The 13,973-nt window shown below is 61.3% G+C and carries 17 protein-coding genes; 14 read left to right on the top strand and 3 right to left on the bottom strand.

Annotated elements, in window-relative coordinates; genetic code table 11:
* Positions 1-53 precede the first annotated feature (53 nt).
* From BDK61_RS10680 to BDK61_RS10655, 6 genes are all read left to right on the top strand, one after another.
* Positions 54-371, top strand: coding sequence for a DUF5783 family protein (locus BDK61_RS10680; RefSeq protein ID WP_004960775.1), 318 nt, complete (start codon positions 54-56; stop codon positions 369-371).
* Between the two features lie 111 nt (positions 372-482).
* Positions 483-1,481 carry a transposase gene (locus tag BDK61_RS10675; protein ID WP_121302241.1) on the top strand — a complete coding sequence of 333 codons (999 nt, stop codon included), beginning with the start codon at positions 483-485 and terminating at the stop codon, positions 1,479-1,481.
* Between the two features lie 104 nt (positions 1,482-1,585).
* Positions 1,586-2,098 (top strand): TRAM domain-containing protein, encoded by a 513-nt coding sequence (locus BDK61_RS10670; RefSeq protein ID WP_007190104.1) that lies wholly within the window; start codon positions 1,586-1,588, stop codon positions 2,096-2,098.
* A 107-nt stretch (positions 2,099-2,205) separates the two neighbouring features.
* On the top strand, positions 2,206-2,841 hold the full coding sequence (locus tag BDK61_RS10665) for a MogA/MoaB family molybdenum cofactor biosynthesis protein (RefSeq protein WP_007190105.1): 636 nt from the start codon (positions 2,206-2,208) through the stop codon (positions 2,839-2,841).
* 44 nt (positions 2,842-2,885) lie between these two features.
* Positions 2,886-3,359, top strand: coding sequence for a cyclic pyranopterin monophosphate synthase MoaC (moaC, locus tag BDK61_RS10660; RefSeq protein WP_004960783.1), 474 nt, complete (start codon positions 2,886-2,888; stop codon positions 3,357-3,359).
* A gap of 73 nt (positions 3,360-3,432) precedes the next feature.
* Complete coding sequence (locus BDK61_RS10655; protein ID WP_004960787.1) at positions 3,433-4,260, top strand: molybdopterin synthase; 828 nt, start codon at positions 3,433-3,435, stop codon at positions 4,258-4,260.
* A 31-nt stretch (positions 4,261-4,291) separates the two neighbouring features.
* Here BDK61_RS10655 and BDK61_RS10650 read toward each other — a convergent pair whose 3' ends face one another.
* Positions 4,292-5,092: an ABC transporter permease gene (locus tag BDK61_RS10650; RefSeq protein WP_004960789.1), complete on the bottom strand. Its 801-nt coding sequence runs from the start codon at positions 5,090-5,092 to the stop codon at positions 4,292-4,294.
* On the bottom strand, positions 5,067-5,948 hold the full coding sequence (locus BDK61_RS10645) for an extracellular solute-binding protein (RefSeq protein ID WP_004960792.1): 882 nt from the start codon (positions 5,946-5,948) through the stop codon (positions 5,067-5,069). Before BDK61_RS10645 ends, BDK61_RS10650 begins: the two co-directional genes overlap by 26 nt.
* Positions 5,949-6,065: 117 nt before the next feature.
* On the opposite strand from BDK61_RS10645, the gene thiC reads away from it, so the two are divergent.
* Both thiC and BDK61_RS10635 read left to right on the top strand, forming a co-directional pair.
* On the top strand, positions 6,066-7,508 hold the full coding sequence (gene thiC / locus BDK61_RS10640; protein ID WP_121303216.1) for a phosphomethylpyrimidine synthase ThiC: 1,443 nt from the start codon (positions 6,066-6,068) through the stop codon (positions 7,506-7,508).
* Between the two features lie 297 nt (positions 7,509-7,805).
* The gene (locus BDK61_RS10635; RefSeq protein ID WP_004960799.1) at positions 7,806-8,630 is read left to right on the top strand and encodes a hypothetical protein; all 825 of its coding nucleotides are present in this window, start codon (positions 7,806-7,808) and stop codon (positions 8,628-8,630) included.
* A 19-nt stretch (positions 8,631-8,649) separates the two neighbouring features.
* Here the strand turns inward: BDK61_RS10635 and BDK61_RS10630 are convergent, their stop codons facing one another.
* Positions 8,650-9,219: an NUDIX hydrolase gene (locus BDK61_RS10630; protein ID WP_004960806.1), complete on the bottom strand. Its 570-nt coding sequence runs from the start codon at positions 9,217-9,219 to the stop codon at positions 8,650-8,652.
* Between the two features lie 638 nt (positions 9,220-9,857).
* Between BDK61_RS10630 and BDK61_RS10625 the strand changes: the two genes are divergently transcribed.
* From BDK61_RS10625 to BDK61_RS10600, 6 genes are all read left to right on the top strand, one after another.
* Positions 9,858-10,043: a hypothetical protein gene (locus BDK61_RS10625; RefSeq protein WP_004515500.1), complete on the top strand. Its 186-nt coding sequence runs from the start codon at positions 9,858-9,860 to the stop codon at positions 10,041-10,043.
* A gap of 7 nt (positions 10,044-10,050) precedes the next feature.
* A complete protein-coding gene (locus tag BDK61_RS10620; protein WP_004960808.1) occupies positions 10,051-10,476 on the top strand; it encodes an RNA-binding protein in 426 nt (141 codons plus the stop codon).
* Positions 10,476-11,183 carry an RNase P subunit p30 family protein gene (locus BDK61_RS10615; protein WP_121303215.1) on the top strand — a complete coding sequence of 236 codons (708 nt, stop codon included), beginning with the start codon at positions 10,476-10,478 and terminating at the stop codon, positions 11,181-11,183. Before BDK61_RS10620 ends, BDK61_RS10615 begins: the two co-directional genes overlap by 1 nt.
* A 241-nt stretch (positions 11,184-11,424) precedes the next feature.
* The gene (locus tag BDK61_RS10610; protein ID WP_244209691.1) at positions 11,425-12,759 is read left to right on the top strand and encodes an IS4 family transposase; all 1,335 of its coding nucleotides are present in this window, start codon (positions 11,425-11,427) and stop codon (positions 12,757-12,759) included.
* A 200-nt stretch (positions 12,760-12,959) separates the two neighbouring features.
* Positions 12,960-13,376: a DUF2391 domain-containing protein gene (locus BDK61_RS10605; RefSeq protein WP_121303214.1), complete on the top strand. Its 417-nt coding sequence runs from the start codon at positions 12,960-12,962 to the stop codon at positions 13,374-13,376.
* A 110-nt stretch (positions 13,377-13,486) separates the two neighbouring features.
* The gene (locus BDK61_RS10600; protein WP_121303213.1) at positions 13,487-13,972 is read left to right on the top strand and encodes an Rpp14/Pop5 family protein; all 486 of its coding nucleotides are present in this window, start codon (positions 13,487-13,489) and stop codon (positions 13,970-13,972) included.
* Position 13,973: the final 1 nt, after the last annotated feature.

The following is a 13,973-nucleotide window of genomic DNA, read 5'->3' as shown; positions in this document are numbered from 1 at the left end:
GACGTCCACGGAGTCACAGAACCTTTTCCCCTCGCCGCGGCGACACTGCATCTATGACCGAGTTCGACGCCGAGAAGTTCGACGAGAAATACGTCCACTACTTCGAAGAGCTCGAAACGGCGTACTCGAACGCGTATCAGGAACTGCACGGGCAGTACGACTCCGAGGTCCTTCGTGGGATCGACCGGCAGATTCTCAGCGAGAGCGAGCCGGTGTACGAGGGCAACGGGACGTTTAGCATCCGGCTCCCCGACGACACTGCAGCGCGTGCGCAGTCGTTGCCGGGCGACGAAGCGACGTTCGACACAGTGCTATCGGCGTTCACTGACGCTATCGAGCGCGAACTCCGTCGGCTGTTCGAATTCGAGTAATCGCCCCACGCTGCTCGACGGCTCGCTCGATAGCAGGCGTGCACAGCCTGTTTGCCACTCCTGAGCGTGTCATAGAAAGGGTCACATACGAAGCAGCAGGGTGCGGAAAGTGTGTCCAGCACAACCGCAACCCTGCAAGATTTGGATTCGGTAGACGCCTTCTTGAATGTCGCGGCTACCGAGACAGTACCGCTGTTTGAGCATCTTGAGTTCGAGTTTCTGCTAGAGTACGACGTGTTCGCCCCCGCTTCGAGGGGGCGAACACGGGTGCATCAGCCACCAGACCTCTTTCGCGGCTTTCTGCACTGCTACTACGAGGATGTCTACGGTACACGCCCGGTTGCACGAGAACTTCAGCACGGCCTCGTCTGGTACTATTGCGGGCTCGACAAACCGCCATCCAGAGACACAATCGACCGGTTTCTCACCGACCTAGAACACGTCATCGATGATGTTTTCCAGAGGCTCGTCGAGCAGGCCGCCGCCCGCGGCCTGCTCAACTCAACGTACTCTATCGATTCGACGCACGTTGAAGCGATCCAGTACAACGACGATGCGTCGTGGAACTACGATTCAACGGCCGAAGAGCACTACTACGGGTTCGGCTGTACGATCGTTTCGACCGGTTCAAAGATCCCGATTGCAGCAGAATTCACCCAACGCAAGCAGGCAGACGCTGAGACGGCGATGCGCGTCACAAAAGACGCGCTCGCCGTCGGGACACCGATCTGGATGCTTGGAGACAGTGCCTACGACATTCTTGAGTGGCACGACTTCCTGCTGGAAGTAGGGATTGTACCAGTCGCCCCGTACAACCCACGAAACACTGATGACCCGCTCGATATCGAATACAGGGTCGAAGACCGTATCAAGGAACACAGTGAGGAGGTTCAGCTCAAGCAATCAGTCTTGGATGAGACGTACAACCGCCGTACAGGAGTCGAACGCACCAACGATGCGGTGAAGGACTGCGGCCTCGGGCACGTTCGCGCCCGAGGCCGCGTCCACGCACGAACAGAGGTGTTCATTGCGCTGTGTCTCCGCATCGTTGTCGCAATCACAAATTTCGAGCGAGGAGACGACCCGGGTCGTGAGAAGCTCACACTATGAGGAGGATTCTATGACACGCTCACTCCTTCTAGCAGCGTTCGGCCCGGCGGATCGAAAACACCAGAATCAATGCAGTTCCGGTGCTAGTCCAACCAATTATACTAATGGCGACCGATTCAGATCTTCACTGTCTCTTTACCGCACCCGTTGAGGAGCAGCACGACTCGTACGTGATCGAGATTCCAAAACAGGAGGTCGAGCTGGGAACGCTGGCCCCCGAGACGCTGTACCGGATCGCACTGTTCCAGTCGGCGGCTGAGGCACCCGCGTCCCAGTCAGAGTCCCACTCCAAGCAAGAGCCGCAGTCTGGTTCCGACTCCAGGCAGGAGCCGCAATCCAGTTCTCAATCCGGACTGCAGTCCGATTCACAGTCCGACGAGCGGAGCAGGGAACCGGAGTTTGGACCGTCGTCCCCGCCCGTTGCCGAGGGTGAGACGCGTGTGGTCGAAATCGAGAACATCGGGGACAAAGGCGACGGCGTCGCGCGCATTGACGGCGGGTACGTCGTCATCGTCTCCAATGCGGATGTCGGGGAGCGCCTCCGCGTCGAGATGGATCAGGTCCGCGAGAACGTGGCCTTCGCGGAGATCGTCGAACGGCTCCCCTACTACGAGTAAGCCACCGGCTCTCTCGGCTGGTTCCTACTTTTGCACTCTGTCAGAGTTGGCCCGACCACTGGCCACGCAGCCGAGGGTATATTTTGCCGCCGCCTATCATCTCCGGTATGGGGCACGACCACGACGAAGCGACCGGCCACGACGAGGCGGGTCACAGCCACAGCGAGGATGAACACGGAGAGCATAGCCACGACCACGGAGAGCACGAACACGACAGTGACCACGACCATAGCCACGAGGAACACACCCATGACGACCATCACGCCCACGACGCCGAAGGGGTTGACATAGGGGTTCTCACAGTTTCTACCTCCAGAACACTCGATGATGACCCGGCGGGGGACATCATCGCCACGGCCTGCGAAGACGCGGGCCACAAAATCGCCGAGCGCCGCCTCGTCGCGGACGAGATGGACGCTATCGAGGACGCTGTCGCTTCCCTGCTAGATGACGGCGTCGACGTGGTTCTGACGACCGGCGGGACTGGGCTCACGCCCGACGACGTGACTGTCGACGCCATCGAACCGCTGTTCGACCGGCCGGTTCCCGGCTTCGGTGAACTGTTCCGCTGGCTCTCCTACGAGGAAGTCGGGCCGATGGCGATGGCCTCGCGCGCGACCGCCGGCGTCGTCGACGACCGCCTGGTGTTTTGCCTCCCCGGCAGTGAGAACGCCGCCCGGACGGGCGCGGAGAAACTCGTCGCGCCAGCCGTGGGCCACCTGCTTGGGCTCGTCCGCCGGTAACGCGGACCCGCACGGTTTTGGGCCGGCGTCGGCTACGGATAGCTATGTCCGAGGAGTTCACGCACGTCGATGAGGAGGGGGACGCACAGATGGTCGATGTGGGCGACAAGGCCGAGAGCCAGCGCCGCGCAGTCGCACGCGGACAGATTCGACTCACCGAGTCCACGCTGGCGGCCATCGACGCCGACGAGGTGGAGAAAGGCGACGTGCTGGCGACAGCCCGTATCGGCGCAATTCAGGCGGTAAAACACACCTGGGAGACGGTGCCAATGTGCCACCAGATCCCCATCACGAACGTCGACATCGAGTTCACCGTTGGCGATGAGGCCGTCGAAATCGTCGTGGCCGTCGAGACGGTTGGCAAGACTGGCTGCGAGATGGAGGCGCTGGAGGGCGTGACGACCGGCCTCAACGTCGTCTGGGATATGGTGAAAGCAAACGAGAAAGACGATGACGGCGAGTATCCCACGACAGCTATCGAAGATATCCGTGTGGTCGAGAAAACTGTCGACCGCTGAGGAAGGGCTACTGGCGACAGCCGCGACGCCGCTATGAAAAAGGTCTATCTACGTCGCCCTGCTACTGGCGCGTATGCAAGTCCTCGGTATCGTCGGCCACTCCGACTCGGGGAAGACCACGCTGGTCGAGCGGTTGACACAGCGGCTCTCCGGGACCGGCCGTGTCGCGACGGTGAAACACTGCACGCACGCACCGGATGTTGACACGGACGGAAAAGACACGGTTCGCCACCGCGACGCTGGAGCGGCCGAGACCGTCGCGCTCACCGACGACGGCGAGTGGTACGCGACGGGGCAGTCGCGGACGCTCGACGAGACGCTGGACGACCTTTCGCCCGACTACGACTACGTACTCGTAGAGGGGTATTCGGACGCGAACATCCCGAAAGTTGTCCTCGGCGACCGCGAGGCCGCCGACCCCGTCATCCATCGCACGCCCCACGGTGCAGACGCTGACCTTGACGACATCCTCACCGCGATGGAGGAGCGAGACCCCTACATCACGCTGGAAACACTTGTCGCGGACGTAAAGCGGGACCCGGACGAGGTGTACTCGGGTGCAATAGCGACGTTTACCGGGCGCGTTCGTGCACAGGAGGGGCCGGAGGACCCGCCAACGGAGCTGCTGGAGTTCGAACGCTACGACGAGGTCGCCGCGGAAAAGATGGCCGCACTTCGGCGGGATCTTGAAGCACGCGACGGCGTCTACGCGGTTCGACTACACCACAAAACCGGTGTGGTCGATGCTGGCGAGGACATCGTTTTCGTCGTCATTCTGGCCGGCCACCGAACTGAGGCGTTCCGCGCCGTTGAAGACGGCATCAACCGGCTGAAAGAGGAGGTGCCGCTGTTCAAGAAGGAAGTCACCGTCGACGAGGAGTTCTGGGCACACGAGCGGTAAGCTGGTGGTGCGACTTTTCCTGCAGTAACCGCTACCGCCACGGCGTCGCCCGCAGTGCATGGACCACCAGCAGCGTCCCGAGCGCGACGCCGAGCAGCACTACTGCCACGGGCAGTGCCGCATCCAGTCCGTCAGAGATGAACGAGGCCCAGATCTGGACAGGGAGCGTCCGCGGATAGTACGCCAGCATCATCGTCGCGCCGAACTCGCCCATCGCGCGGGCGAAGGTCAGTACGAGTCCGGCGAGCAGCCCGGGCTTTGCGAGCGGGACCGTCACCGAACGCATCGTCCCGACCCAGTCGCGTCCGAGCGACCGTGAGGCTTCTTCGAGCCGGTCGTCAATGCCATCGAAGGCAGCCTTGGCAGTGACGACGAAAAACGGCGACGCGACGAACGTCTGGGCGGCGATGACGCCAAGCAGCGACCGTGTCAGCGTCAGGTCGGTAAGACCGCCGAGTCCGTTCGGGCCGACGACGGTCAACAACAACATCCCGCTGACAACCGGTGGGAGGACGAGCGGGAGGACGACGGCACCCATCGCTGCGGTCGCCAGCACGCTGGTGTTTCGCGAGAGCCAGTAGGCAAGCGGGAGGCCAAATACGACAGCGATGGTCGTACTGCCGAGTGCGGCAACGAGAGATGTGACTGCGGCGTTGATGACGTACGTCTCTGTCAGACTCGTCAGCAGCGCCGCCGGGGAGTACGTGATAACGAGCACCAGCACCGGAACGACAAAATACAGGAGTAGCACCGCTCCCAGCGCGGGAACGAGCTCGCGCACGCCGACCGTGTGGCCGGCACTGGTCTCACCGCGTGACAGTGTTCGGGACATCTCCCACTAGTCGAGGATAGGCCTGACGGAGGGTAAATCCGTGTGATGCGAGCCAGTCTCCGGACAGGACTGCCTCGAAGGCTGTACGTGTCGCTTCCTGGGTATTGCGGCGGATAGCCCCGTACTCGATAGGGCTGCCAGTGATTGTCGAGCCGTTCGGCAGCTCGTAGCTGGTGGTCTGATACTGCTCGGCGTATGCGGGGTCGCCAAGATGTATCTCCGGCGGGAACTCCCGGAAGGGGTAGTCCCGTTCGACCGCCATACTCCGGTAGACGAAGGCGGCGTCGACGGCTCCCGTCTCGAACTGCGCGAGCAGTTGTGTCTCGGGGTACGTCTGGTCCGGCGAGAGGATAGCATCTGGTAGGCCGGGTTCGTCGTAGTAGTCCGCCGCGAGGGCCAGCACGAACAGCGTTCGATAGCCAAGCGGGTCAAGCGCCGGGTCAGTACGGCCGAGCGAGACGCTGTCACGTCTGAGCGGCACGTACCACGGCTCTGCGTCCGTGATACGGGTCCCGGCGCTTGTCTCTGGGTTGTACGCAAGTACCATCTCGTTGCTGGCGATCACGGCGTGCCAGGCGGTGTCCATGACCCGGTTGAACAGGGTGGGGTCCGCCAGCGCGACAATAGCCGGGTCGCGCTTCCCGTCAGCGACCAGGCGGGCGGCCTGCACTGAACCGCGGGCTTCGACGGCGATTTCGACGTCTGTCTGGGTCTGGAGCGTCTCGCTGGCTGCCTTCTGTAAACTCCCTGCCACCAGCACGTCTACCCGTTCCTGCCCGAATGCCCCACAGCCAGCGGTTGCGGCGATACCACTCCCCAGTGCCGCAAGTACTGCACGCCGGGTTTGTCGGGCCATTATTCGCTCATTTCTCGTTCGGGTACATCGGTGTTGGGGTTGTTCCCAGTATTGACGGGGTGTCTTTCACGCGTTCGACCATAGTGTTTTATAACTTGGTAGTATAACCTAGTGATTATGACGCAGATGGCAGCAGCGCGGAACGGAACCGTCACCGAGGAGATGGAGCGAGTCGCAGAGCGCGAAGGTGTCGACCCGGCGTTCGTTCGACAGCAAGTCGCTGACGGACAGGCGGTGATTCCCGCGAATGTCGGCCACGACTCGCTGGACCCGATGATTATCGGCCGGGAGTTTGCGACGAAGGTCAACGCAAACATCGGCAACAGCGAGGAGACGAGCGATATCGAGGGCGAACTGGAGAAGCTTCACACCGCTGTCCACTACGGCGCGGACACGGTGATGGATCTCTCGACAGGGAGTAACCTCGACGAGATACGGTCGGCCAACGTCCGGCACTCGCCGGTCCCGATCGGAACAGTCCCGATCTACGAAGCGGTCAAGCGCGCCAGCGACCCGAGCGACATCACGCACGAACTACTGCTGGATACCATCGAGAAACAGGCGAAACAAGGTGTCGACTACATGACTATCCACGCCGGCGTCCGGATGGAACACCTGCCGCTGACTGACGGCCGCAAAACGGGGATTGTCTCTCGCGGCGGGTCCATCCTCGCCAAGTGGATCGAGGAGAACGGCATGGAGAACCCGCTGTACACGAAATTCGAAGCCATCTGCGAGATATTCCGCGAGTACGACGTGACTTTCAGCCTCGGCGATGGCCTCCGGCCGGGCTGTCTCGCCGATGCCGGCGACGACGCACAGTTCGCCGAACTGGACACGCTCGGGGAACTCACGCGGACCGCCTGGAAACACGACGTGCAGGTGATGGTCGAGGGACCGGGCCACGTCCCGATGGATCAGGTCGCTGAGCAAGTCGAACGTCAGCAGGAGGTCTGTGACGGCGCACCGTTCTACGTTCTCGGCCCGCTCGTGACCGACGTTGCGCCGGGCTACGACCACATCACGAGCGCCATCGGTGCGACGGAGGCAGGCCGTGCCGGTGCGGCGATGCTCTGTTACGTCACTCCAAAGGAACACTTGGGCCTCCCGGAGCAGTCCGACGTGCGGGACGGGCTTGCGGCCTATCGCATCGCCGCCCACGCCGCCGACGTGGCAAACGGTCGCGAGGGGGCGCGGGACTGGGACGACGCCCTCTCGGAAGCCCGGTACGCCTTCGACTGGCGCGAGCAGTTCGACCTGGCGCTGGACCCCGACCGCGCCCGCGAGTACCACGACCAGACGCTCCCCGGTGACAACTACAAGGAGGCACGTTTTTGCTCGATGTGTGGCGTGGAGTTCTGTTCGATGCGCATCGATCAGGATGCACGGTCTGACGGCGACATGGAATCGATCGAGGCCGACGCTGACGACCGGACTCCCCTCGAAGACTCGTCAGCGGCAGCGGTAAACCGACCGCCGGTCGGTACCCACGACGGGGCCGATATCCCCGGCCCTGACGCCGATATGCCCGCTGATACAGAGGGGAGTGCTGACGATTAGCACGGCGGTAGTTCTTTATAATCGGTGTTCGTTTATTGAAACGATGTCAAAGAAAGTCATCGCCCTCGTCGCGGTCATGGCACTTGCCCTCGTGTACGTCGTCAAGCGGTAACGCTGCGCGAATCGGCTGTATCACCCTCTGAACCTACTGCCGGCCGCCCTGCCTACTGGTCCTCAACGGCGTTGTATTGGGTCGGGTACTATGACGGCCGGCAGTATTCTCTCGGCTTCTGCGCTGTCAGCGGCAGCGCCGTCGCTTTCCGAACCCTTACCCGGCGAACCGCCGTACCAGCGTGTATGTACGGCGTCGTCACCCGTAACGAGGAGGAGACGGAGTGGTCCGAGTTCGACCGGGCGTTCTACGAGGTCAAGGACGTGACCGGCCGCGCTGTCGAACCGATTGCGGGCGCGGTAAACATGGTATCCTGTTTCGGCGACAACGCGGTCGAGAGCGAGGAGGACCTGCTCGCGTTCGACGACGAGGGAACGCCGGCAACGCGGAACCAGCCGTACTTCGACTGGACGTACGTCTGCCCGACCCACGACCGCTACCGCGAGGGCCTGCTCGACATCATCGAGGAGGCCGCCGCCGTCAACGAGGACGTCCGCCTCGATGACGTGGGCTTTCCACGGGACGAGTACTGCCACTGTGACCGCTGCGAGCAGCGCTTCGCCGACAGCGAGTTCGAGGACTGGTCGGCCTGGCGCAGCAACGTCATCACGGAGTTTGTCGCCGAGGCTCGCGAGCGCGTGCCCGGGAAGATGTACCTCACGCTGTATCCAGACCCCTACCCCGGCCACCTCGAGGCCCGCTCGGGTGTCGCGGTTGACGACATCGCCGAGTACGTCGACGAGTTCGTCGTCCCGATCTACGACATGGCGTACTCGACAACCTACTGGCTGGAGATTCTCGCAAAAGGCTGGCAGGACCGACTCTCGACACCCTTTAGCATCGAACTGTATGCCGTCGACGTGGACGTTGACGATCTCTCAAAGGCCGTCGAGGTGGCCGATGAGTACGCCGAAACCGTGCTGTTCGGCTACGACGCGAGTAACGCCCGCGCGACCATCCGCCGGATGAACGCCGACGCCCGCGACGGGCAGTCGTTCGGGCCGGAGTAATCGACCCGACTTCGGCGGCTCACGCTCTGCCGCTGAACCGCTGTCCGCGCCACTGCAGGATCTCTTCGCGGTCGCGCGTATCGGCCGGTAGTTTGTCAAACCACTGGGCCTCGCTGATTTCGTGGTCCGGGTCGTCGACGGCGATGTCGGTCGTCTCTGCTTGCGCCTCGTACACTGGCAGCACGCCCCAGGCCATATTACCGTCGCAGTAAAACTCGACCCGTCCGAGCATCCCCAGTCCCTCGATGGTTGCTTCGATGCCGCTCTCCTCGCCTAATTCCCGCAGTGCGGCCTCTTGGAAGGACTCGCCTCTGTCGAGCTCGCCGCCGGGTAGAACCCACATGTCGACGCCTTCGTGGCGGACGAGCAGGAGTTCACCGCTGGGTCGGTAGGCGAGCGTGTGCGCGCCGTAGGGTGCGCCGTGATCCCGGGCGCCGGTCGCCACATCTCGGAACCGACTCCGCGGGACGTTGCGGTGGCGCGTGAACTCGACGAAATCCGTGTAGCGCTTCCGGAGGTCGTGATACGTCTGTTCGGCCGTCTGACAGGCCTTATCAGAGAGGAACCACAGGTCGTCGACGCTCGTCATCTGTGTCCTATCTGTGTCTGACACCTCGACGAAACAGCCGTCTCGATGGGGGAAAGCGGTGGATTGATCATGTCGATGGTTAGTTTAGAGAGTCCCATAACAGTTGTTGTGACAGATCGGCTGTCGTGGCGAATCTCGGGCGGCTTCGCTATCGAACCCATTGCGTTGCTGACACTGGTGGGGAAGTGTGGATGGGGATACACGCTGGGCTGGCTCATTCGAAACGAAACACGGGAAGGTGTCCGAACAAGGAAAGCCACGCTCCCGTGTAGCAGGAACTCTTTGGTTTTGCGACGACCTGACGGTTCGTTCTACCCACTCGATCTATACGCCTTTACGTTCCGTGGTTGACAGAACGCACGTGACTGTGGAGCTCCCCGGCACTTAATTCTATTTATCTAAGCAAATATTTAGATAGGTCTAATTAGTGTCGGACCTTCCACAACCGAAGTGATAGAGAACATGGGAACGGTCATCGCTGGCCGGCGCACCGCTCGGTCTACGCTGATCGGGGTTTATCGCTGTCCCGATTGGTCAATACAGGACGTGTCACCGCTCCATTTACTGACCACGTCCACGGTTAGGCCGAGCAAACCCGAATCAGTCCCTTTTTGACGAGCCACCGAGTACCGCCGGGTATGGCATTCGAAGAGGACGACAGCGTTATTCTCCACGACGAGCACAGCGACTACGACGGCGAAGAAGGCACCATCACGCAGGTCGTTGAGACGATGTTCGGCGACGCCAACTACACGGTTTCCTTCGAGGACGGCCAAGAACAGGGCGTCCCCGAGGACAACCTCGAAGCCGCTGAGGACGAGTAGGGCCGCAATGTCGTCGGTTCCGTTCCACTACGTTGACCTCCGGACTTTCTGCTACGCAACAGAGGACGACAAGCGCGTTGAGGACGCGCTCCGGACGTTCCTCCCTGAGGACTACCCTGTCGAGCGCGCACAGAGCGAGGGGCACTACGGCGACCGGATCATCGTCCTTTCGGCTCGCGTCGAAAACGCCGACGACATCCGGCACGTGCTCACGCAAGTAGCGTCAGCGCCGGAGATCGACGCGGTGCGTGCGGAACTTGACGACCGGGTTGACGACAACTGCTCGTTTTTCCTCACGTTCGGCAAACAGGCCGCGTTCGGCGGGAACGTGGAACGCGGCGACGGCATCACGCTCCGGGCGAAAGTCGAGGCCTACCCTGCAAAGCGGGAGAAGGCCGTCGAGAACGCCCGCGAACTCCTAGAGGAGTTGTGATGTACGAGGCCGTCTACGCTCATCCTGACGGCGACAGCACCGTTGCCCGACACGCGCTGACGGCCGCTGATTCAGAGTACGACGGTATCGTCGTCAGGAACCACGGCGACGAACAGGCGGACTACGACGCCGATGCTATCAGCGACGCCTATGGGGTTGATGTCGCGGCCGGCATCGAGGTCCGAGCGGACGACCCCTCACGGGCGAGTGGCTTCGTCGGGAACTACCGAAGTGACCGGACGGTCGTCGTCGTCCACGGCGGCGACCGCCGCATCAATCGGTTCGCGGTCGAGCAACCGACTGTCGACGTGCTCGCCCATCCGATGCGTGATGACGGTGATTTCAACCACGTGCTGGCGAACGCGGCGGCTGACAACGGCGTCCGCGTCGAGTTCGACTTCGGCCCGGTGCTCCGGGCCTCCGGCGGCAGTCGCGTCCGGGCCATCAAGGAACTCCGGAAGCTCCGGGAACTGGTCGAGAACGCCGGCGCGCCCTTCGTCGTCTCGGCGTCGCCGAACACTCATCTCCAGATTCGGGCACCGCGAGATATCATCGCGGTCGGGGAGACCATCGGCTTCGACGCTGACACCGTCCGCGAGGGCCTGACGGAGTGGGGTCAGATCGTGGAACGCAACCGTGAGCGCCAGAGCGGTGCCGTCATCGAACCCGGCGTCCGGCTGGAAGACGACGCAGACGATGCCGAGTAACTAGCGCTGATACCACTCTCACTGGACGGTATCGGTTCTGTGCAGGATGTAGTGCGTTGCAGCCCGATTCCGCTTTTTTCTACGGCACGTCAGCCGACTGACTTGACCCGAATGCGTTTGCATCTGACCGGAGTACACGAGACGTATGAAAGAACGACAGAAACACATCCGTTCTAGGCTAAGGCTGAGTTAGCAGGAAAACCACCAGATGTTACCGGGATGAGAAACCGGTGGAAAGTGAATGAAACTACCACCGGATGAGGTAATCGAAGAGCGGTTGGTGAATACTTTTCCAAACAGCCGGCTGCGCGAGCTGGCTCGCGCAACCGGACTGGTGCAGCGCGACGGCGGGAAGTTGGAAGCTGACGCTCTGTTCTGGGCGCTTGCGCTCGGATTTCTCTCAGCCGGGCACAGAACAATCGAAGCGTTCCGCCAAACCTACATCGATACCTTTGGTGGCACGATCAGGTACTCATCCTTCTACGAGTGGTTCACGCCTGAACTGTGTACATTCCTTCGAGAGGTCCTCAAGGAGGCCCTTGAGGACCTCGATCACGAGAGCGACCGTCTCCAAGGACGGTTTGAGGAGTTCCGTGAAGTCTTCATCGTGGATATGACAGTCATTACGCTGTTCCAGGAGCTGTTTGATGAGTTCCCTGGCTTTGGTGACGACCACGCTGGAGCGAAGCTCCACGTGGTCGAATCAACCAGTACAGGCCTCCCTACCGAGTTTTCTATCACAGACGCTCGCACGCACGAGTCAACGCAGTTGTCGACTGGACCATGGCTGGAGAACGCACTGCTGCTGTACGATCAGGCGTACTTCGAGTACCGGACGATGGACTTGATCGACACTAACGGCGGCTGGTTCCTGACGCGGTTGAAGCCAAACGCACAACCGAAGATCGTCGACGAACTCAGGGAATGGCGTGGCAACGCCATTTCTCTGGAGGGAGAAAAAGTTCAGGATATTCTGGACGATCTGCATCGTGACGTGATTGATGCCAAGAGCGAGGTCGAGTTCAAGCGACGCGTCTACAACGGCACGCGCAGCCGTGCCGTTGAGACGTTTCGCGTCGTTGGTGTCTGGAACGAGGACCAACAGCAGTACCACCTCTACATCACGAATCTTCCAGCTGACGACTACGCTGCCTCAGATATCGCAAAGCTCTACCAAGCTAGATGGGAAGTAGAGCTTCTCTTCCGTGAACTCAAGACTACATACGCCCTTGACAAGATGGATACAACCAAACCAGAGGTCGTTGAAGCGCTCATTCTGATCAGCCTCATTTCACTCATTGTGAGCCGGACACTTCGAGAACTGTTCATCGAGATTCTCGAAGACAACTGCAGTGACGACGACATTGAGCCGTCGTCACTGCTGCCACGAGAGCGCTGGGCAAAGGCTGTGAGCCGCCGGAATGATCGGATACTCCGCCGAGTCGCTCGGCGACTCGGCTATGAGACGCCAAGTCTCGTCAAATCGCTGATGAACGACGGATTGAACCCGAACGCTCACCGTACCTTATTGCTTGAGGAGGTACAGTACAACTCGTTTGACGCCAAGCTCGCGTAATCCAGCGAGAACGCTGGATTCGCGTCGCTGGTTAGCTGCGCTACTCGGTCCAGATGGGCAATTCAGTGCTTCTTCCTCCTGAGAGAAGTTCAGGCTGTCACACACGAGCAGATCGAATCTTCAGCGCCAGTTATTCACCGTAGATGTATCACCAGCTCTGGCACAATCTCTGTCAGCCGAATCAAGTTAGACTAGAACGGATGCGACAGAAACACAAACTCGCGGACACGGCTCAACAGATCGTCGGCGGATTCCTGTTGTCCGGACCGTTCGTCGTGACCCAAGAGGTGTGGGCGCTCGCGCTGAACATGACCGTCTTCCACAACGTATTTCTCGTCTGTATTGTCGCAGCCATCGGATACGGCGGGCTGTACGGCGCTGACAACGACCGTAACCCCAGACGCGAAGCCGCGGTCGCCGGTGTCCCAGTCAGGTTCATTTCTGTCCTGCTTGTCGTGTTCGGCTCCGTCGGAACGCTCGCAATCGCGGTCACCGCTCCTGACCAGTTCCTGGGTGAGCTTCCCCTGGCTGACCAGATGATCGTCACTTTCCGCGCCATCAGCGTCGGGGCTGTGTTCAGTGTCGTCGGCGCGGTGACGACCGACAGCCTGTTCTGACCCGACGCCGGACCGCTCTACTTCTCGGGGCACTGTGCTGTGTGTCTGAGACAGACTACCGCCGACTCCCACACCACACCGCTCATTGTCCTCCGTTCCAACGCTTGTGTATGAAACACCTCCCGAAGCATCTCCGGCCCCGGTGGCGTTATCTTGCCGTCGGCATCGAGACGTGGCCGAACGCCTCCTTTGGCCGCCGGGCGTTCCAGCGCGAGGTGTGGTACGCCGCCCAGAACCTGCTTGGCGACACCGGCAGCGCCGAGACGGACATGATGGTCCTCCAGTTCCACGACTACGACGGCACGGCTGAGGCTATCGTCCGGACCAGACGCGGCCAGACGAACCCGGCACGGGCCGCGCTGACCTGTCTGGACAGCGTCGATGACGATGACGTTCGGGTCCGTGTCCGGGGGATTAGCGGCACCGTGCGTGCCTGTGAAGAAAAGTATATACGCGGGCCGCCGGAATCCACTGAACAGAGACACGTCGTGTTCGAGAACGCAGACCGGAGCGCTACTGTTCGGCCGCCGCGCTACGATGTCGAAACGGCCTCCGACGGTGCGTTCGTCGGCGCGACAGCACTCGATTTCCGATAAC

It is taken from the genome of Haloarcula quadrata, from assembly GCF_003634715.1.
Taxonomy (GTDB): Archaea; Halobacteriota; Halobacteria; order Halobacteriales; family Haloarculaceae; genus Haloarcula; species Haloarcula marismortui.
The sequence above is the reverse complement of the archived record's forward strand: the minus strand, read 5'-3'. Positions and strand labels throughout refer to the sequence as shown.

What these genes read in the sequence shown, in the direction of transcription:
- BDK61_RS10630 (WP_004960806.1), bottom strand. Translation starts at nt 9,219, where the DNA reads ATGACGAGCGTCGACGACCTGTGGTTCCTCTCTGATAAGGCCTGTCAG.
- BDK61_RS10670 (WP_007190104.1), top strand. Translation starts at nt 1,586, where the DNA reads ATGGCGACCGATTCAGATCTTCACTGTCTCTTTACCGCACCCGTTGAG.
- BDK61_RS10680 (WP_004960775.1), top strand. Translation starts at nt 54, where the DNA reads ATGACCGAGTTCGACGCCGAGAAGTTCGACGAGAAATACGTCCACTAC.
- BDK61_RS10610 (WP_244209691.1), top strand. Translation starts at nt 11,425, where the DNA reads ATGAAACTACCACCGGATGAGGTAATCGAAGAGCGGTTGGTGAATACT.
- BDK61_RS10620 (WP_004960808.1), top strand. Translation starts at nt 10,051, where the DNA reads ATGTCGTCGGTTCCGTTCCACTACGTTGACCTCCGGACTTTCTGCTAC.
- BDK61_RS10600 (WP_121303213.1), top strand. Translation starts at nt 13,487, where the DNA reads ATGAAACACCTCCCGAAGCATCTCCGGCCCCGGTGGCGTTATCTTGCC.
- BDK61_RS10615 (WP_121303215.1), top strand. Translation starts at nt 10,476, where the DNA reads ATGTACGAGGCCGTCTACGCTCATCCTGACGGCGACAGCACCGTTGCC.
- BDK61_RS10605 (WP_121303214.1), top strand. Translation starts at nt 12,960, where the DNA reads ATGCGACAGAAACACAAACTCGCGGACACGGCTCAACAGATCGTCGGC.
- moaC (WP_004960783.1), top strand. Translation starts at nt 2,886, where the DNA reads ATGTCCGAGGAGTTCACGCACGTCGATGAGGAGGGGGACGCACAGATG.
- BDK61_RS10635 (WP_004960799.1), top strand. Translation starts at nt 7,806, where the DNA reads ATGTACGGCGTCGTCACCCGTAACGAGGAGGAGACGGAGTGGTCCGAG.
- thiC (WP_121303216.1), top strand. Translation starts at nt 6,066, where the DNA reads ATGACGCAGATGGCAGCAGCGCGGAACGGAACCGTCACCGAGGAGATG.
- BDK61_RS10625 (WP_004515500.1), top strand. Translation starts at nt 9,858, where the DNA reads ATGGCATTCGAAGAGGACGACAGCGTTATTCTCCACGACGAGCACAGC.
- BDK61_RS10665 (WP_007190105.1), top strand. Translation starts at nt 2,206, where the DNA reads ATGGGGCACGACCACGACGAAGCGACCGGCCACGACGAGGCGGGTCAC.
- BDK61_RS10645 (WP_004960792.1), bottom strand. Translation starts at nt 5,948, where the DNA reads ATGGCCCGACAAACCCGGCGTGCAGTACTTGCGGCACTGGGGAGTGGT.
- BDK61_RS10650 (WP_004960789.1), bottom strand. Translation starts at nt 5,092, where the DNA reads ATGTCCCGAACACTGTCACGCGGTGAGACCAGTGCCGGCCACACGGTC.
- BDK61_RS10655 (WP_004960787.1), top strand. Translation starts at nt 3,433, where the DNA reads ATGCAAGTCCTCGGTATCGTCGGCCACTCCGACTCGGGGAAGACCACG.